We start from the raw sequence: 18,341 nt of genomic DNA on the forward strand, positions 1-18,341 counted from the left end.
GGGGGGAGGGAAGAACAAGTGAGCCGTTTTTTTCTTTTTTTTACCATTTCGTCCCTATTTACCATTTATTTTTACCTAACCTGTAATCTTGGGCCTTTCTTTTGCATCTATTTTGTCTTTGCGTTTACTGGTTAATTTCTTTATTGATTCTTCGGCTGGCAAATCTTCTGGCATTGTTCCACCGAGTTTTTTAATAGTGGCACGGACTTCCGCGCCTACTTTCTGATGTGTATTAATAGCACCCCTTTCATTATTTATGCTATCTCGGATAAGCTTTTCTTCGGTCTGTGTGATTCTAAACTCATTTGCAGCCAATTCGGTTCTTCCTGCACAATCAAGCAGGTCTTCCTTAGAAGGTATATTCTTTTTCTGCTTTATTTCAGCTAACCCCATTTCATAGAGACCTCTATAACCAGCACTATGAAATAAAGCGTATTTTTGAACACCAGCGTTTTGAGCGGTGCTTGTTAAACTAAGATTTGCATTTTTGACTCGTTCTCTAAGCTGAAGACGCCGTTCATCTGCTGTAAGTTTGTCATATTTTTCCTGTCGCCGAGTTTGGATAGCAAAATAGGTTTGTGCTATGCCTATTTCCGGCTTACTACTATCACCATTCATTGCAATTAGATAGCAAGCATATCTCGTGAGAAAATAGTCTCCTTTTTTTCGTTGAGCGCCACTCCCTATTAAGACCATTTTCATGGTATCAAGAAAATGGTCATTAGGGTCAATTCCTGTGCTTTCACATGCCATACGGGCTTTTTGGATTACCTTCTGAAAATTTTCCCATGAGGAGTATCCAAGAATTTGTTGAATATCACGCCCCATCCAGTATTCCCCACCGTTTTTTGTAGACTTCCTTGCATTGTCTAACTGCCTGATTATCTTATCTAAATCTTCTTCCATAACAAACCTCCAAAATTAAAGTATGGGGTAATATAGCATGCTTCAATAATTAAATGCAACATATTTTTTACTTGACACCATATTTTCCTGTATGGTATCATTTTCTAAAAAAAGAGAGGGGAATATGGGTATAAGAGCAAAGTTTGAGGAAAAGATTAAACGGAAAGAACAGGAAATACAAGAGTATGAGGGTAAAATTAGGGAAGCTAAAGCCTATCTTCAAGCTCTGCAAGATTCATTAAAACTCCTACCAAGAGAGGGGAAAAATGTTTCTATTGAAAGCATACTACGACCCGGAAGTAATATTGCCAAAACATATGAATTTCTCAAGAAAATAGGTAAGCCTCTGCATATTACTGAGATTCTAAAGGGAATTGGGAAAAGCACATCTAAGAAAGATAGAATAGCTCTTAGTGGTTCTTTGGGTTGGTATGTAAGAAGAAAAGAAATTTTTACTCGTCCTGCCCCTAATACTTTTGGATTAATAGAAAGCGGAGAAGAACCTCCCGAAGACTTTGGATTAGATAAAAAAGAAGAAAAAGAAAGTAATGTTGATATAGAACCTTTCTGAGATAAATATTATAGGAAGAAAAAATTCTTGAATAAAAAGTATGTTATTTTCTGTAGCTTCTCCGCAGATTAAAACTCCAGCACTTCACTCACAGGTTTTACACCCTGAGCCTGCTTATAGGGAGATATACTAAACTGGATGGGTATATTAACTCGCTTGGCATCTAAGATGTCCTTTATCGTATAAATCTGTATCTTGGGATAATTCTTTTTTGTTAAATTTGATTTATAAAACCCTTCTGTTGTAGCCTCTCTTATCATTGGTGTAGTAGGGTCTTCCAAAGTCAGAAGTATCCCTAAAACCGCAGATTCTCTTTTTATCACCTGGCCTAACTCTCTTATATCCTTGACAGAGACCTTTCCACTTTTAACAGATACTATAGCCTTCTTGACTTCCTTCTTATCATCCATGAAAAAGATATAACCATCTATGCCTGTATCAGCACCTTTTTTCTTATCACCATATGGTCTTGCACTAATCAATGACAAAGCCCACCACTGAAACTGATAACGGTTCTGAGAGGCAAGCTCCATTGCTCCTGAGAGGTCTTCAGGCTCACCAATGACTTTGTAGTCTTTTTTAGGTTTTAATCCGAACATATCTTTTAATCGCCACTTTATAAGGTTTATTGCAAGATGGGTTATATCAATGCCGAGCCATTTGCGGTTAAGTTTTTGTGCAACTGCATTGGCAGTTCCACAGCCACAGAATGGGTCAAGAACAATATCACCCTTATTTGAGGAAGCCTTGATGATTTTTTCTAAAAGTGCTTCTGGTTTTTGAGTCGGATAACCGAGACGCTCTTTAGCCATTGCATTTATTGTCGGTATTTTCCAAACATCGGAAGGATGTCTATGCTGTCCAGTTGACCTTGTAGCGGTGAGACTCCCAGTAGCAATTCTTCTTAAAACTTCATCACTTCTCTTTTCCATAACTTCTTTTGGTCTAAAGATATATTTATCACTTTTTGAATATCTAAATATAATGTCGTGCTTTCGGGAAAAGTCCTTTTTAGGGATGCCTCCCGTTTCATACCACCATATAACTTCATTTCTAAAATTCTTTTTCCCGAATATTGTATCCATTAATATTTTTAAATAATGGCTTGCAGTGGGGTCGCAATGTAGATAAATTGAGCCAGTATTTTTAAGAACCCTTTTTAGCTCTAAAAGGCGTATGCACATCATTGTGAGATATGCCATTACATCATTAGGCTTTATGAACTGTCTGAATGCCTTCATCATTTCAACCACACTGGTAGGTGCGGTGTCAACTATCTCCTGAAATGTCCTTTCTGTTTCCTCTGTCCAGTGCCATGTATCTTCAAAGGCTGTAATTTGAGCTTTTGATGGCTCACCTGCTGGCTCTGCAAAAAGGATGTTGTAATATGTCTTTGAATTAAAAGGAGGGTCTAAGTAAATCAGGTCAATGGAATTGTCAGGGATATGGGTTCTCAGGACATTAAGGTTGTCGCCATAGTAAAGGGTATTTTCCATCCCAAATCAATTATATAAAATTTTGAAATTTTTTTGTAAGTTACTTTGTATGAGTAAAGGGGGAAAGAGGGGGATTTAGAGAAAGGGGACTAATGTCAAAATGAGATTCTGAAATAAATTCAGAATGACAGGCTGAGATTGCTTCGGCAAGCCTCGCAATGACAAGGAAGAGGATGGATTCTGGACAAGCCAGAATGACGCGATGTGGAAATGGACATAGTGAAACATTTCATATGAAATACTTCAGGTGAAACATTTCAAGTGAAACATTTCATATTGACTGCTTCATCCCCTTTTGATTTAAGCTATGACAGGGCGACATATGAATAAAAAAATCTCAAAAGAAAAAAGGCTGAGTGCAAGGCTGATGCTTTTAGAGGGAAGGTCCTATAGAGAAATTGCCTCTGAACTTCAGGTAAGCGTTGGAAGCATCCATAACATCGTAAAAGAAACGCCTGAAAATTTAAGCCCTCTTATAAGTGAGATTAAAAAAAGAACTGCCATAAAATACTGGCTCCTTTCAGACCACATCCTAAGCAGAATAAGTGAGCTGAACCTGACATATGCCACACTTAAAGACAAGGTCATTGCCTCTGCAATACTCATGGACAAGGCAAGGCTTATAGAGGGTGAGAAAGTAAAGGATGACAACAGAGTTGATTTGAACAATTTGAACATGATTGAACGCTCTAACGATAAAAATGAAGATAATTCAAGCACTTAGGGAATTCAACTTGAACCTATAAAAAAAGGAGATGGCAACGATTTCAGAAGATTTTACACTACCCATGAAAATAATTCTCCTCGCAGACACCACATTGTCTTTTTAATGTAAAATATAGCCTATGAAGGAACCCGTTAGCTTTTCCGCCTTTTATTTCAAAGACTTCAGGCTTTTCTGGGTAGGACAGATAGTATCGTATTCAGGCACATGGATGCACTCAACTGCACAGGGCTGGCTTGTTTATTCCCTTACGAAGTCCCCTTTTTATCTTGGCATTGTGTCTGCGGCTGGCTCTCTGCCTGTGCTTTTTTTTACCCTCGTAGGAGGGGTTGTCGCAGACAGGGTTGCAAAAAGGAATCTTCTTCTTCTGACCAGTGCCCTTTCAATGATTCCAGCAGTCCTGATAGGTGCACTGACGAGCATAGAAATCATTAGTGTTTGGCATGTCATGGCACTGGCAGTGTTTTTAGGCACGGTTAATGCTTTTGATTTGCCTGCAAGACAGTCCTTTTTGGTCGAGATGGTGGAAAGGGGCAATCTCTTGAATGCAATAGCACTTAATTCAGCCGCATTTAATGGTGCAAGAATCATAGGTCCTATAATAGCAGGCATGACCATTGCTTATATAGGGCTTCCTGCATGCTTTTACCTAAATGCCCTGAGCTTTGTTGCAGTCATCATTGCCCTTTCGATGATAAAGGCAAAGGGAGAAAAGAGGGAAACAAGAGGGCTTATGAAAGAACTGTGTGAGGGAATGAGGTTTGTAAAGGGAGAGCCTCAGGTTCGGAAGGTCATGCTTAGTGTAGCAGTCTTCAGCCTGTTTGCAATACCGTTTATAACGCTTCTTCCTGTGTTTGCAGAAGAGATATTGGATGTTGGCGTAAAGGGGCTTGGTTTTCTTTCGGGCTCAGCAGGTGGAGGTGCCTTTACAGCAGCCATGATGCTTGCATTTATAGGAGATATAAAAGAAAAGCAGAAACTGCAAAGGCTGACTACTATGCTTTTGCCAATCTCTTTGATTATATTTTCTCTTTCAAAAAACTACTATCTTTCGATGGCATCTCTGGTTGTTACGGGCTGGGCGGTTGTAACATTCTTAGCCATATCGAACAGCTATATCCAGCTTAAAACCCCTGATGGCTTGAGGGGAAGGGTTATGAGCCTTTATACATTAGTGTTTTTAGGTATGGCTCCAATAGGAAACAGCTTAATTGGCATTGTGGCAGATATGTTTGGCTCTGCTATGGCAGTTACGGTTGGCTCAAGCATTTGTCTTTTAGCATCTGCAATTATAATGGGGAAAAGGACATGAAGGTGCTTGCCATAGAGACCTCGACAATGACAGGTGGAGCCGCTGTAATGGACGATGCTCAGGGCATTATCATGGAAGTGAGATTTACTGTCAGCGAAGGACACTCAGAGAGGCTGATGGTTGAAATCGACCACTGCCTCAAAGAGGTAGGCATTACCGTTTCTGATATGGATGCCCTTTCAGTGTCCATTGGTCCGGGCTCTTTTACAGGGCTAAGAATAGGTCTGAGCACTGTAAAAGGCTTTTCGTATGCAACAGGCATTCCAGTAGTGGCAGTGCCGACATTGGAGGCATTTTCGTGGAATTTTCCCATGAGCCCATACCCCGTGTGTCCGCTCCTCGATGCAAGGAAAAAAGAGGTCTATGCAGGTGTGTTTCTCTGGAACAAAGACGGATTCTGTAGAGCCCTTTCCGAGACATCCATAAAGATAAGGGAATTGACAGACCTTCTTAAAGAGCATGAAAGGGTTATGTTTGCAGGCCAAGGAGCCTTGCTTTATAAAAAGGAAATCTTAGAGGCACTCGGTGATAGGGCAATATTTCCCCCTCCTCATCTAAATGTCCCACTTGCTTCTGCCACAGCATACCTGGGGATGAAAAAGGCACTCTGTGGACAATTCGATAACCCCTTGACCCTGAGTCCCTTTTACCTAAGAAAGGCAGAGGCAGAGCTAAAGTTAATGTCCTGAATGAGAGAAGTCATCATCCAAAAGATGCAGAGACACCATATCTTAGAGATACTGGAGATAGAGAGATTGTCCTTCAGCACACCATGGTCAGAGGCATCTTTTTATAACGAGACATATAACCCGAATTCGCTCTCGTATACAGCAGAATTGGAGTCAAATGTAGTAGGGTATATATGCGTAAGACATATTGCGGATGAAGCCCATATACTTAATCTTGCGGTCAGGCCTGACATGAGAAGGCAGGGTATAGCAAGGGCACTTGTCCTTAAAGCCCTCGAAGAGTTGAGTGAGACTCAATGTAAGACAGTATACCTTGAGGTCAGGGCCTCTAATTATCAAGCAAGGGCGCTTTATGAGTCATTTGGCTTTAAGGTTGTGGGGATAAGAAAATCCTATTATGAATTCCCAAAAGAGGATGCAGTTGTGATGGCTTTTAGCCTTTCCTCAAGGACATCTCAGTCATATCCTTGAGGATTCTTACAAAGCCCTCTTTGAGTTTCTTACTCCTTAGCTTTCTAAATTGGGTGAGGAGATTCGTTTCATCCTCGGTAAGATAAGGAGCATCGGGCTCAGCCACTCCGCTATCGTCGGGAATGAATGTGCTTACAGGAACATTCAGGGCATCTGCTACCTGCCTTAGTCTTTTTATGGTAAGCTCCGATACGCCCTTTTCGTACTTCTGAACCTGCTGATAGGTAATGTTCATCTGTTCGGCAAGCTCCATCTGGGTCATGCCTGCTACCTTTCTTAGTCTTCTTATAAGATTTCCTATATCTTTTTTGGTAATCATTTTCTAAATTTTTTTATTTATTTATTATCTAAAATAACACCTTGCTTTTAAAAAAGCAACCATTAATTTCACAGCAGATGAATTATTAACGATTCAAGAAACATAAATCTACAATCCAAAGGTTGTGTTTTTAAAATACTTATACTTTAGGGTGTAGTCAGATACTACAATTTAAAATAGAAATATGTTGACATATACAATTTTAAGTAGTATAAGTAAGCATGAAGCAAAGTATTCTCATAATAGAGGGCAATGAGATTAAAAAGAAAATCCTTAAGGATTTTTTCTGGTTTTACGGCTACGATGCCCTGTGTGTGGACAGTATAGATGAGGCAATCAGCTCATTGCAAACGAGGGGGTTTAGCCTCCTTATAGTTGACTATCATCTGTCGGGCATGAACTGGTCAGCCTTCATAGAGACGATAAGGAGCACATATCCAAATATGCCAATAATAGGCATGTGTAGAAAGGAAGCGGAATTCCGCGATTTAGGCATAAGAAAGGTTATAAGTAGCCCTTTTGACCTTAAGGGGCTTATGGATGAAGTAGGCTTCCTCCTTAATACTCCAAGACCCCATCCATAGGGGTTTTACATCTAAAGCAGGCTCCCTCTTTAATCCTGTTTTCGATTATGCTAAAGCCAAATCTTTTGATGAGAAGCTCTTTACACTTCGGGCAGTATGTGTTTTCACCTCCTTCTCCAGGGACATTTCCCTCATAAACATATTTTAGTCCTGCCTCAAAACCCAATTGCCTTGCCCATCTTAATGTCTTAACAGGTGTGCGAGGCTTATCGGTTAATTTATATGTAGGATAAAACTGTGTCACATGCCATGGGATTGATGGGTCAACCGAGCTTATGAACTCGGCAATGTCCCTGAGCACTTTTTCTGAGTCGTTGTGGTCAGGGATTATGAGGGTTGTCACCTCAACCCACACTCCAAGCTCCTTCATGAGCTTGATGGTCTCTTTGACAGGCTCAACCTTAGCATGACATATCGATTTATAGAACTCATTGTCTCCTTTAAGGTCTATGTTATTTGCATCGAGATACTCTGCCGCAACCCTTGCAGACTCAGGTGTCATAAAGCCATTGCTTACAAAGACATTCTTGATTCCCTTTTCCCGTGCAAGCCTCATACAGTCATAGGCAAACTCGAAAAATATAGTTGGCTCCGTATAAGTATAAGAGATACTCTCACATTTGTATCTTTGGGCAAGCTCTACTACCTCCTCAGGCGTCATATCCTTTCCGGGTATTGGAACATCGGGGTTTTCCCTTGGATACTGTGAAATCTCATAGTTCTGGCAATGCTCGCACCTGAAGTTACAGCCAACCGTTGCAATAGAAAAAGAGCTTGACCCTGGAAGGAAATGAAAAAGGGGCTTTTTCTCTATGGGGTCTATGTTCATCGAGATGACCTTTCCATAGACAAGGCTATAAAGGGTTCCGTCTATATTTTCCCTTACATGGCATATGCCTCTTTTCCCAGGCTTTATTGTGCATCCATGTCCGCATAGAAAGCACCGAACCTTTCCATCTTCGAGCCTCTCATAAAACATTGCCTCTTTCATAGAAAGATTATAGCTTAGAACATTCCTCTTTTCATCTATTTTTTCTCCCTTCCACCCGCCCAATTTAAAGGTATGGTGGCTTTGCCCCCTATAAAAAAATAATTCCCTCTCTCAAACCTGTCTCTTTATGCTCTCTGCAACCGAGCTTCCGATAGAAGGGACAGATGTTAGCGCATCGACCGATGCCTCTTTGATGTCTTTGATGCCCTTAAATCCTGCACCGAAGAGGCTTCTTGCCCTAACCCTTCCAATGCCTTTGAGGCTGACAAGCTCAAGAAGTTCTTCCTTGACACCATATGAAAGTCTGACCCTGAGCCTGTTTATATCCTTTACCTCTTCCTTAATGCCAAAGACCTTGCCTATCTCGCTTGAGGAATAAATGAGCCAATTGCTTAGCTCTACGAGGCTTCTCAGGTCTCCAGGGCCAATTCCAAAGTGGCTTGTTATTTTATCCTCAGGCATCTCAAGTATCCACTGCATGAGCAAGGATGCAGTCTTAAGTTGAGAGAGGCTCTCATCAGTGGGATATTCCTCTTTTTCTGAAATCAAAAGCTTATCCTGATGTGCATAGAAAACATCGAGCATCTCCTCATGGTCTTTCTTTCTAATCGTAAGCCTCATCATGTCAGGGGTGCGGGCTATAAGGTGAAACATGGGGAAAGCCTCTTTAGGCTTTGGCATACGAATACCATCCCGAATTATCACTGCACTCATTGGGTCTATGTAAAGCTCAGAGACCCTTTTTCCAAACCTTGTTGCATGAAGCTCCTCTTTCACCGAAACCACCATGCCTTCTTCCGAAAGAAAATCCACTATGTCCTCTGCAATACCCATAAGGAAAGACACACCCCTTTGAAAGCCGGCAAATGTAGTGCCTAAGAATCCTTTAAGCTCTTTCGTTGTGCCTGTAAATCCACCTGCTATAGATGCAAGTATGTGAGTTCTAAGGGCTGATGGTGTTATAAGCTGTGAGAGGATTTTTTCGGGTCTGCCTTTTATATATTTTTCAAAAAGTCTTTGTTCGTCCCTGATACTTCGGGCTATAAGGACAGTCTCTCCGTATTTATCGTATCCGGGTCTTCCTGCCCTTCCCGACATCTGTTTTATCTCGATAACTGGAATCGGCAGTTGACCTATGCCTGACTCATACCTCAGCCAGTCCCTTATGATGACCCTTCTTGAGGGCAGGTTTAGTCCCATTGCGAGGGTTGTCGTTGAGGCTATGAGCTTTATCTTATTCTGCCTGAATGCATCCTCTATGAGTTTTCTCTGGGTGTAGTTAATGCCTGCATGATGAAATGAAACACCTTTTGCAATCTGCTCTGAAAGTTTTCTACAAAGGTGCGTAGGCTCAGAGACCGCTGAAAGCACCTCCTCTGAAAGTTCCTTCAGTTCATCTGTCTTTTCTTTTTGGAGGATAGCGCCTACATACTCCGAGCACCTTCTTGAAACCGCCTCTGTCGATTTCCTTGTACTCACAAACACAATAGCCTGCCCCCCTTCCTTTATTGTCTCAAGTGAGAGGTCAACCACATCTATCCTACTTTCTTGAGGACAATGCCTGACAGTGCCATCACGAAACATTGTCTTTCCGTTATAGTAAACCCCTTCTTTTAGAGGAACAGGTCTCCAATCAGACTCTATGAGCCTTGCATTAAGCCACCTCGATATCTCATCTGCATTAGGGATTGTGGCACTCAGGGCTATAAGCCTTAAACAGGGGTTTATTGCCCTAAGACGGCTTAGGACTATTTCGAGGGTAGGACCTCTACGGGAGTCTCCCATGAGGTGTATCTCGTCTGCTATGACCAATCCCACATCCTTTAGCCAGCCTGCATGATGCCTTATAAGGGAGTCAATCTTTTCGTTTGTTGCAATTATAAGGTCTGCACTGTGAAGCCATGGCTCTTCCCTGTCATAATCTCCTGTGCTTAAGGCAACCATCATGCCCAATGCCTTATATTTCTTTAAGAAGTCCTCGTATTTTTCCCTTGCCAATGCCCTCAAGGGCACAAGATATATTGTCTTTTGCCTTGCCTCGAGGAATACCTTGAGTATTGACATCTCGGCTATAAGGGTCTTCCCAGAGGCAGTTGGCGCAGAGATGACAAACGACTCCTCTCCCTTAAGAAGTCCTGCCTGAATCGCCATTTCCTGCGGAGGATAAAGCTCCTTAAGACCTGTTTCAGAAATGGCATCTATCAGCTCTCGAGAGCCACCATACTGCCTAATGTCATTTATATTCATAGGCTTAATTATCGCACATCCTGTTAGATTGTTGGCAATTTTCACTTTTTTCTGCCTTTTAATTTAATGTTAATAGGGGAAGGGGGGTATCCCCTAACATATTGATTTTAAAAGATTCTTATTTTAATTTTGCTTTAATAATTAACATTAATTTTCCGTCTTCCTGAGCCTGCCGAAGGGTCTCTCCTTTCCCCCTTCAAACTATAGTTAAAATAATAGCAGTTTAATCCCTCTTTTGTCAAGTAAAAAATGAACTATGGTTTATACGGCTTCTCATTCTGAGCAATAGGTCTTTGGGGTCGAATTTCCTCAGCCTGTCAAGCTTATTCAGAAGTCCTCGGCATTCCTTGTAACAATTCTTGTTTCATCATCGTTTAGTCCGTAAAGCCTGTAGACTATTTCATCTATTAGGTTATCCGTGTTTTTGATTTTTGCCTTTAGTGGCTCAAGAACTGACATGCTTTTTGTGAAGTGCCTTTCAAAGAGTTCCTGAGTTTTTCTGTCAGAAGGGTCTATTGGGATGCTCCGTTTGTTCTTTTTAAGGATTTCAAGAAAATACTTAAAGTCATGCTCATGGTATTCCTTGATTGCTGTCTTATTTGACAGGCTCTCAATCCCTACCTCTACCTCCCGCTCAAGCCATCTTAGAAAGTCCTTGATTTCCTCGTTCTTCTTTTTGTTCATTTCAATCATCTGCTCTGCAAGATAGGCAAGGAGGTCGTGAATGGTGTCATTCCTGTCGGCTTTAAGCTCCTCTGCCACCCATTTTATAGTATTATGAAAAATCATTTCTCTTTTTCCTTAAATGCCTTAGAAAGCCTTTTAACCCATATCTCTATAAGCTGTAATAGATTACCTGTGTCAGCCTCATGGAGTGCATTCAGGTATCTTTCTTTTTCCTCAGGTTCTACAGATGCTGTCTCAGCAGGCGGAAGTCTTAACTTGAAAAGTATTGCAGTTAATAGAATTCTTCCTACACGTCCATTGAAGTCCCTGAAAGGATGAATCCACTGAAACCGCCAGTCTGCATAGGCAAGTGTCTCTGATATTTTTTCTATATCTTTTTCTTTTGAAGCAAATGATAATCTTACTGCTAAATCCTCACAATACAATCGCACAAGAACAGGCGCTTCATAAAAGGGTGGAGGGGTGTGTGTGCCTACTTTGACATTTACATCTCTGAACCTTCCTGCCCAGTCAGGGAAGAGCGAACCTGCTATATCATTATGAAGTTTGCAAATCCATTCAGAGGTAAAATATATATCTTCAGGAGAGGTTTCAATAATGGCTTCTATGGTTTTTGCAACTGATACCGCAAGGATTTCAGAGACTTCGGAATAAGTTTTTATCCCCTGTGCTGTCTCAAAATAGCGGGTTGAATTTAGCGGACGGGTGCTGTCTTGTCCTTCTTTAGGAGTTCCTTCAGACGGTTTATACTCACTGGCTCCTTCTCGAACTCCATGGACTTCACTACCCAGTCCAGAACCTTCTTCTGATACGCCTTCCGCAGGGACTTTATATCTGCGTGGTTTTTCTGCCACTCCTTGAAATCTTGTTGAGCCTTTCTTATCTCTGCCTTCGTCATCTTTGTCTCCCTTTTCTTTATTCTGCCATTTATCAGCATTTAAGGCAATAGTATTGATTTCTGTCTGATACAACCTTATAGCTTCAGAAACCCTTTTCTTTCGTTCCTTTTCAGGGGTGGTGAAGGAGATGCGGGGAATGGGGAAAGATTTAATGTCATCTGGATAGGTATGAAGTTGTCCCCCAATAAATGAAGTAAAATACCATCTGTTTAAAGAAGAGTTTATTATTGATAAACAAAAAGCGAGATTGTATTTTTCAGAAAGATTTTCATCTCCTTGAGAGATTTTTATCTTTCGAGAAGTTACATTTCTCAAGAGATATTTTGGCACTACAAGGCTAACAGTATGCTCAGTATAAAATCCATTCGTATCAAGTGAGGCCTGTACCCCGTTCTTACCAGTTACATCAGGTATAATCAGTTTAGTATTCTCGAATAGTTCAGGAAACATTGGATTATAAAGTTCTTCGGGGCGGTAAAGTAAAAATTTTTTCCTCGGCGTAATCGAATATCGCCTTACATCTTCTCCATCTAACATTGGTTTAGCATCTTTTATCTGTCCATTATCTACCACATACTTTTTAATATTTCCACTTCTTGCACCCCAATTTGTGTAACAAATTTGCCCCAGTCTTACTGACCTGCCGCCAATTTTATCTTTCAAATGAGAATAGGCATCGTTTATCTCTAAACGGAACATTTTATATGGTATTTTACTTAATAATGCTGATGGAATATGATTTAGGTGTCCTTTAATTCCATGTAACCAAGGATCTTCTTCTTGATTCAGCACTGTTATTTCTGAAGGGCAACCACCTTTTCCAAAAAATAAAAGAATGTTTCGTACTGTAGCGTCAGGAAAGACCTTCCAGCCTGAAAGATTTACGATGTGTAATGGAGAACCATTTTGAAGTAAAAGATCTCTTACAGGTTCGCCATAGCGCTCATATAAAAAAGGGTACGGTATAATGAAACCAAACACTCCACTATTTGACAACAATTCGTAGCCTTGACCAATAAAAGGAATATAGATATCAAATCTCCCCTTGACCAATTTAGAGATGTGTAATAAATAATCTCGGTTTTCCTTTGGTATATTCTCAACATTCACATAAGGCGGATTACCAATCACGCAATCAAATCCCGGGTTCTCTTTTTCCCCCCTCTCTGTGTAAAACACCTCCGGGAACTCTATCCTCCAGTGGAAAAACATTTTCTCTTTTGCAACCTGTAAAGCCTTTTTACATTTTTCCACTATTTCAGGATATGTCTCTTTTTCATATTCTAATGTATACGCAAGCTGGTCCACTCTGCTATAACTTTCCCCCATATCCATAAAGTGCTTTGCCGTGGCTACATCAAGCCTTCTGCGAATTGGCTCTACTTCCTTTTGAGCAGAATTAAAAAGCTCATTGCTTTTTTTAGCCTCGGTTATAGTTGCATCCGTTAATTCTGAAACTTGTGTTACAAAAGATAAAGTGCGTTTCACTTTGGCAAAAGATTCCGTATCAGTAAACTTCACTATGTCATCACTTGAAGTATCAAGAATTTTAGGTACTATAATAGATGAAATATCCAGCACCCCGATTAAGCTATTCCCGCATTTCAAATGATGGTCAAGGAATGAAAGTGGAGCTCCTAAAGTGAATGAGTCAAGCCATAAAGAAAGCTTTGCAAGCTCAACCGCCATATCATTAAGGTCAACGCCATAGATAACTCGCTTCATTACCATACGCTTAATGAGGTTTACTTCAGTAAGTTTGCCTTCATCAATCCTGACACCCTGCCTTTCAATTTCTTTCAATATTTCATTTCTCATCTCATCTATTTTTCTTATGACAGGATTATCAGGATAGTCAGCAAGAAAAGTGATAATTCTATCTGAGATAAAATCCACTGTATGGACAAGGAAGTGCCCTGAGCCCATTGCAGGGTCAAGGACTTTGATATCAAAAATAGTATTAAATATTGAATCCTCAAGTCCTTTAATTTTATTCTTATATCCTCTGATGCCATCTGTGGATGTCTGCCGTTTTAATGCCTTATTTGCATTTTCAAGCTCTGACAAAAGTTTTTTAGCAGTTTCTAATCGTTCTTCAAGCACTGAGCCAACAGTGTTTTTTACAATATATTCAACTATATAATGAGGCGTATAATACGAGCCTGTGGCTTTCCGCTCATGTTTGGAGTTTTCAATATATACCTCGCCTTCTGCCTTTTTTCTGTAAGTTTTAGTGCCTGTCTCAACTTCAGATACTTTTTTCCAGAGGGATTTGCCCTTTTCTTTGACCTCAACTGTTTCCGCATCAGCAATCTGAACATGGAACTCCAGTAGTCCTTCATATATATCCCCAAGATGGCGGACACTAAGAGAGGAATAGTCTATAAAAGGGATGGTGCCAGGTCTATAGTCACCTTCGCGGTCTATTGTCAGATGTTCAATAGCCTCAGCAAGAAAAGGGTCAGGCATCTTATGGACTGAAAGAAAACTGCTATCTGAAGTCTCAAACAGACCGCCATTGTATATGGGAACATTCAGCGCAGGGTCTCCTTTGGCAATAATATCAAAAAGACTTGCAAGCCTTGCCCAATAGCCATAAGACCTTTTGCTCATCCTATTAAATCCTATGGCTGAGAGGTCTTTATAAATATCCTCTTTGAGTTTTTTAAGGCTTACTCTAAAATAACCATCCTCTTCTGTTGGAAGGAGATTTCTGCTTTCAGCATAGAGCAAAAAAAGCAGACGATAAAGAAGCGTGAAACAACCTTTAAAAATTTCTTTTCTGTTTTCAATGGTTTCTCCTGTTGCTGAAAGCTCTACCTTTTTGTAGTGGACAAATCCTTCGGCAAGCCCCTCAAAAACCTTGTCAAAGATAAGGTCTTTGAGCTTTGCGCTTACCCTTTCTGCATACTCCTCGCTTCCTTTAAGATGCTGGTCAAGCCATGTCCTATCTGTTGCAGGGTCTTTTACAAAGGCATCCCTTGAAAAGAAGAGGTAGAAATAGAGAAAATCATCAACACTGCCTCGTTTGATTATTTCTTCAAGGTCAATCTCAAAGAAATTTCCAGAACGGGAGGATGCCCTGTAATAAAATAGCCTCCAATGTTTTCCATTTGTGAGAATAGCCCATTGGATACGGCTTTCAGAGGCATAATATACATTATCCAAATATTTTACGGTCTGGGCAGTAGGGTCTCTTCGGTCAAGGGTATCTTTAGTGTCCGCATCGTTGAGCCGTCTCCCCCAATATTTAGCTTCTAAGATAGTTAAAGGGTGCTTGAAAAAGTAGGTTAGATGGGCTTTTTCCTTTCGCGATGTTTCAAGAGAAGTCTTATCTTTAAAGAGGGCATAGTCCGGTCTCTTTTTTTTGGCACCTCTCTCAGTTATAGGCTGAACATCCCACTCATACCCTAATAGTTTAAGTACAGGCCGTATAAATTTATCTTCAAGTCCAGCCTCTTCACCGGGACCAAGATTCAAGACACTTATTTCCTCATATGTCCTCTTAATTGCATCAAAAGCATCCTGCGCCTTTTCTTTCTGGCTTTCCCATAAGAAAGTTGAAGGCAAATGATGTTGAAGGTAATTATCAGAAAACAGGTTTTGATTATTCCAAAAGAATAATTTTATTTGCTTCTCCACCCCTAAATAATATTTCTTTTCAATGAGCTATTGCAATAGGGAAGTCGATACAGAAATCCTTGACACAAAATCCCTGCCTGCTTACAATAAGGCAATGAAAGGATTCTTAGTGGAGGCATTATGATAAATATAAAGCTTGCTAAAAGGGTCAAGAACCTTCCACCTTATCTTTTTGCTTCGATTGATAAGATGAAAAAAGAGGCTATCCAAAATGGAGTTGACCTCATCGATATGTCCATTGGAGACCCTGACATTCCAACGCCTTCTCATATAGTCGATGCAATGAAAAAGGCAGTCCAAAACCCTGTTCACCATCGCTACCCCTCATATGAAGGTATGCTTTCTTACAGGACTGCTGTATCTGAGTGGTATAAAAGAAGGTTTTGTGTTTCATTAGACCCTGAGACAGAGGTTCTTTCCCTTATTGGCTCAAAAGAAGGAATAGGACATATACCTCTTGCATTTATAAACACAGGTGATACTGTGCTTGTGCCATCGCCCGGGTATCCTCCCTATAAGACAGGGACACTTTTTGCAGGTGGAAAGCCATATCATATGCCACTTAAGGAGAAAAACGGTTTTCTTCCTGACATTGACTCCATTCCTTCTTCTGTGCTTAAAGGTGCAAAGATGATGTTCATAAATTATCCAAACAACCCTACTTCTGCGGTTGCAGGTAAAGGATTCTTTGAAGATGTGGTGAGGCTTGCAGAGAGATATAATATCATTGTCTGCCATGATGCGGCATATTCCGAGATATTCTACGATGGCAAGATGCCTATGAGCTTTCTTGAGGTAGATGGGGCAAAGGATGTAGGAGTCGAGTTTCATTCTCTGTCAAAGACATACAACATGACGGGCTGGAGACTGGGCTTTGTCTCTGGCAAAAAGGAGGTTGTCTCTGGGCTTGGAAAGATAAAGACGAATTTAGATTCAGGCGTGTTTCAGGCAATACAGGAGGCAGGAATTACTGCACTTAAGACAGACGATTCGGTTGTCTCGGACATCCGTGATACCTATCAGGAAAGAAGGGATGCCCTTTATGAGGGACTTAAAGGCATGGGTCTTAGTGTCATAAAGCCTTCTGCTACATTTTACCTTTGGTCAAAGGTTCCAAAGGGGTTTGACTCAACAAACTTTGTCTCGCATCTTCTTGACAAGGCAGGCGTTCTTTCTACACCAGGCAATGGCTTTGGAGATGAAGGGGAGGGCTATATAAGATTTGCACTTACGGTAGAAGTCGAAAGGATTAAGGAGGCAATAAAGAGGATAAGGAAAGTCATTTAATGCCCACTGTCTTTATTGCCATAGGCTCGAATTTAGGCAAAAGAAAAGAAAACTGCCTTAAGGCAATTGAGACCCTCAAAGAAAAAGGCATCCGTATCATAAAGCAGTCATCCATGTATGAGACAGAGCCAGTGGGTGTAAAAGACCAGCCCGAATTCATAAATATGGCAGTTGAGGCAGAGACAGACCTTTCTCCACAAAAACTCCTAAAGACGCTGAAAGGGATAGAGAAAGAGATGGTAAGACAGGAGACTATAAAGTGGGGTCCACGCATCATCGACTTAGACATACTCCTTTACGATGACCTTATATTGGATGAGCCTGCTTTGAAGCTCCCCCATCCCCTTATGCATCAGAGGGAGTTTGTCTTAAAGCCACTTTCTGAGATTGCAGGAGATGTAGTGCATCCTGTTTTGAAAAAGACTGTGAGGGAGCTACAGAGAGGAAGCCAGCCAGTAAGCTGATGCTACTTCTTGACAAACCAGAATAGATTTGTTTTACTATAATATAAAAGTAAAGCGATTTTATGGAGGTAAAGCAATGCCTACAGCAACTGTATCATCCAAGGGTCAGATTGTAGTTCCAAAGGAGATAAGAGATGCCCTCGGCATCAAGCCAAAGCACAGAGTATTTCTCAAGGTTGTAAAAGACCATGCAGAGATTATACCCCTGCCTGAAAACCCTGCTCAAGGATTTTGCGGTATTTTTGAAAAGGGCACCTCACTAACAAAGGCACTTCTAAAAGAGAGGAAGGAGGAAATCAGGCGTGAAAAAGGGATTATTAGATTCATTCGCCATGCTGGCGTACCTAAAAAAAGAAAATAATTATCAGAAAGTAGTGGAGCTGCTATCTATGGAGCCGGGGGACTGCTCAATTATAATGAACGAGATAAATGTAGGAGAAACTTATTATATTATTGCCAGAGAGAGGGGCATTGAGCATGCTGATTATTTTATAAGCACCATTCTCCCCAATCTACCCGTAAAAGTTCTCTCCAATTCTTTTGACCATATTATAGAGGCATCGAGGATTAAGTCCAATTATCCAATCTCTTATGCTGATTGTTTTACAGTTGCCACTGCTATGCGTGAAAATGCCGTAATACTTACAGGAGACCCTGATTTTAAAATGGTTAAAAGCCTTGTGAGGATAGAGTGGCTTTAAGGAGAGGGATATGCGCTGAGGCAGATGTGAGGTTTTTTTGAGGGTGGAGAGATGAATTTGTTTTAGTGTATAGGGTATAATTGGTGGGGAAAAAAAGGCAATGCTTACCACAAAAGAATCAGCTAAATACCTTAAAGTAAGTCCAGCAACAATTTATCGCTTAGAAAAGCAATCTCTAATAAAATCATCCAAGATTAAGGGACAAAAGCTATTTAGTAAAAAAAGTTTAGAGAAATATTTAAAGAAAAATAATAAGTTTTTAGCACTTCCAAAGCCGACTCGTTTTAAAAAAATGCCGATGATAAAAGAATCTCAAGCTGTCTATGTTGCTGATGAGGAGAGGAGAGATAC

General features: G+C 40.6%; 18 protein-coding genes. 11 read left to right on the forward strand and 7 right to left on the reverse strand.

All coding sequences use genetic code 11. The annotated features are described in order from the left end of the window. Positions 1-75: 75 nt before the first annotated feature. Positions 76-906: a DNA damage-inducible protein D gene (dinD, locus tag HY805_05475; GenBank protein ID MBI4823662.1), complete on the reverse strand. Its 831-nt coding sequence runs from the start codon at positions 904-906 to the stop codon at positions 76-78. Positions 907-1,030: 124 nt separating this feature from the next. Between dinD and HY805_05480 the strand changes: the two genes are divergently transcribed. After that, positions 1,031-1,477 carry a hypothetical protein gene (locus HY805_05480; protein ID MBI4823663.1) on the forward strand — a complete coding sequence of 149 codons (447 nt, stop codon included), beginning with the start codon at positions 1,031-1,033 and terminating at the stop codon, positions 1,475-1,477. Positions 1,478-1,545: 68 nt separating this feature from the next. On the opposite strand, the gene HY805_05485 is transcribed toward HY805_05480, so the two are convergent. Continuing rightward, positions 1,546-2,973 (reverse strand): restriction endonuclease, encoded by a 1,428-nt coding sequence (locus HY805_05485; GenBank protein ID MBI4823664.1) that lies wholly within the window; start codon positions 2,971-2,973, stop codon positions 1,546-1,548. A 322-nt stretch (positions 2,974-3,295) separates the two neighbouring features. On the opposite strand from HY805_05485, the gene HY805_05490 reads away from it, so the two are divergent. The 4 genes from HY805_05490 (at position 3,296) to rimI (ending at position 6,169) form a co-directional block, all read left to right on the forward strand. Beyond that, on the forward strand, positions 3,296-3,697 hold the full coding sequence (locus HY805_05490; protein ID MBI4823665.1) for a helix-turn-helix domain-containing protein: 402 nt from the start codon (positions 3,296-3,298) through the stop codon (positions 3,695-3,697). Between the two features lie 121 nt (positions 3,698-3,818). Continuing rightward, positions 3,819-5,009 carry an MFS transporter gene (locus tag HY805_05495; protein ID MBI4823666.1) on the forward strand — a complete coding sequence of 397 codons (1,191 nt, stop codon included), beginning with the start codon at positions 3,819-3,821 and terminating at the stop codon, positions 5,007-5,009. Beyond that, positions 5,006-5,698 carry a tRNA (adenosine(37)-N6)-threonylcarbamoyltransferase complex dimerization subunit type 1 TsaB gene (tsaB, locus tag HY805_05500; GenBank protein MBI4823667.1) on the forward strand — a complete coding sequence of 231 codons (693 nt, stop codon included), beginning with the start codon at positions 5,006-5,008 and terminating at the stop codon, positions 5,696-5,698. The genes HY805_05495 and tsaB overlap by 4 nt, the downstream gene beginning before the upstream one ends. Continuing rightward, positions 5,699-6,169 (forward strand): ribosomal protein S18-alanine N-acetyltransferase, encoded by a 471-nt coding sequence (rimI, locus tag HY805_05505; protein ID MBI4823668.1) that lies wholly within the window; start codon positions 5,699-5,701, stop codon positions 6,167-6,169. It abuts the gene before it with no gap. Here the strand turns inward: rimI and HY805_05510 are convergent. Then, positions 6,132-6,488: a helix-turn-helix transcriptional regulator gene (locus HY805_05510; protein MBI4823669.1), complete on the reverse strand. Its 357-nt coding sequence runs from the start codon at positions 6,486-6,488 to the stop codon at positions 6,132-6,134. The two genes, rimI and HY805_05510, sit on opposite strands and share 38 nt — an antisense overlap. 221 nt (positions 6,489-6,709) lie before the next feature. Between HY805_05510 and HY805_05515 the strand changes: the two genes are divergently transcribed. Beyond that, positions 6,710-7,072: a response regulator gene (locus HY805_05515; protein MBI4823670.1), complete on the forward strand. Its 363-nt coding sequence runs from the start codon at positions 6,710-6,712 to the stop codon at positions 7,070-7,072. On the opposite strand, the gene amrS is transcribed toward HY805_05515, so the two are convergent. From amrS to HY805_05535, 4 genes are all read right to left on the reverse strand, one after another. Then, positions 7,047-8,063 carry an AmmeMemoRadiSam system radical SAM enzyme gene (amrS, locus tag HY805_05520; GenBank protein MBI4823671.1) on the reverse strand — a complete coding sequence of 339 codons (1,017 nt, stop codon included), beginning with the start codon at positions 8,061-8,063 and terminating at the stop codon, positions 7,047-7,049. The genes HY805_05515 and amrS overlap by 26 nt on opposite strands. A gap of 111 nt (positions 8,064-8,174) precedes the next feature. Continuing rightward, positions 8,175-10,355 carry a DEAD/DEAH box helicase gene (locus HY805_05525; GenBank protein ID MBI4823672.1) on the reverse strand — a complete coding sequence of 727 codons (2,181 nt, stop codon included), beginning with the start codon at positions 10,353-10,355 and terminating at the stop codon, positions 8,175-8,177. Positions 10,356-10,637: 282 nt separating this feature from the next. Next, positions 10,638-11,099: a hypothetical protein gene (locus tag HY805_05530; GenBank protein ID MBI4823673.1), complete on the reverse strand. Its 462-nt coding sequence runs from the start codon at positions 11,097-11,099 to the stop codon at positions 10,638-10,640. After that, positions 11,096-15,538: a Fic family protein gene (locus HY805_05535; GenBank protein ID MBI4823674.1), complete on the reverse strand. Its 4,443-nt coding sequence runs from the start codon at positions 15,536-15,538 to the stop codon at positions 11,096-11,098. Before HY805_05535 ends, HY805_05530 begins: the two co-directional genes overlap by 4 nt. Before the next feature lie 123 nt (positions 15,539-15,661). On the opposite strand from HY805_05535, the gene HY805_05540 reads away from it, so the two are divergent. From HY805_05540 to HY805_05560, 5 genes are all read left to right on the forward strand, one after another. Beyond that, the gene (locus HY805_05540; protein ID MBI4823675.1) at positions 15,662-16,825 is read left to right on the forward strand and encodes an LL-diaminopimelate aminotransferase; all 1,164 of its coding nucleotides are present in this window, start codon (positions 15,662-15,664) and stop codon (positions 16,823-16,825) included. Next, complete coding sequence (gene folK, locus HY805_05545; GenBank protein MBI4823676.1) at positions 16,825-17,289, forward strand: 2-amino-4-hydroxy-6-hydroxymethyldihydropteridine diphosphokinase; 465 nt, start codon at positions 16,825-16,827, stop codon at positions 17,287-17,289. Before HY805_05540 ends, folK begins: the two co-directional genes overlap by 1 nt. Positions 17,290-17,365: 76 nt before the next feature. After that, positions 17,366-17,650 (forward strand): AbrB/MazE/SpoVT family DNA-binding domain-containing protein, encoded by a 285-nt coding sequence (locus HY805_05550; protein MBI4823677.1) that lies wholly within the window; start codon positions 17,366-17,368, stop codon positions 17,648-17,650. Further along, entirely contained in the window at positions 17,622-17,990 is a 369-nt protein-coding gene (locus HY805_05555; protein ID MBI4823678.1) for a type II toxin-antitoxin system VapC family toxin, read from the forward strand. The genes HY805_05550 and HY805_05555 overlap by 29 nt, the downstream gene beginning before the upstream one ends. Positions 17,991-18,090: 100 nt before the next feature. Continuing rightward, on the forward strand, positions 18,091-18,341 hold a 251-nt coding region (locus HY805_05560), incomplete at its 3' end, for a helix-turn-helix domain-containing protein (protein ID MBI4823679.1).

It is taken from the genome of Nitrospirota bacterium, assembly GCA_016207905.1.
Classification (GTDB): Bacteria; Nitrospirota; Thermodesulfovibrionia; order Thermodesulfovibrionales; family JdFR-86; genus JACQZC01.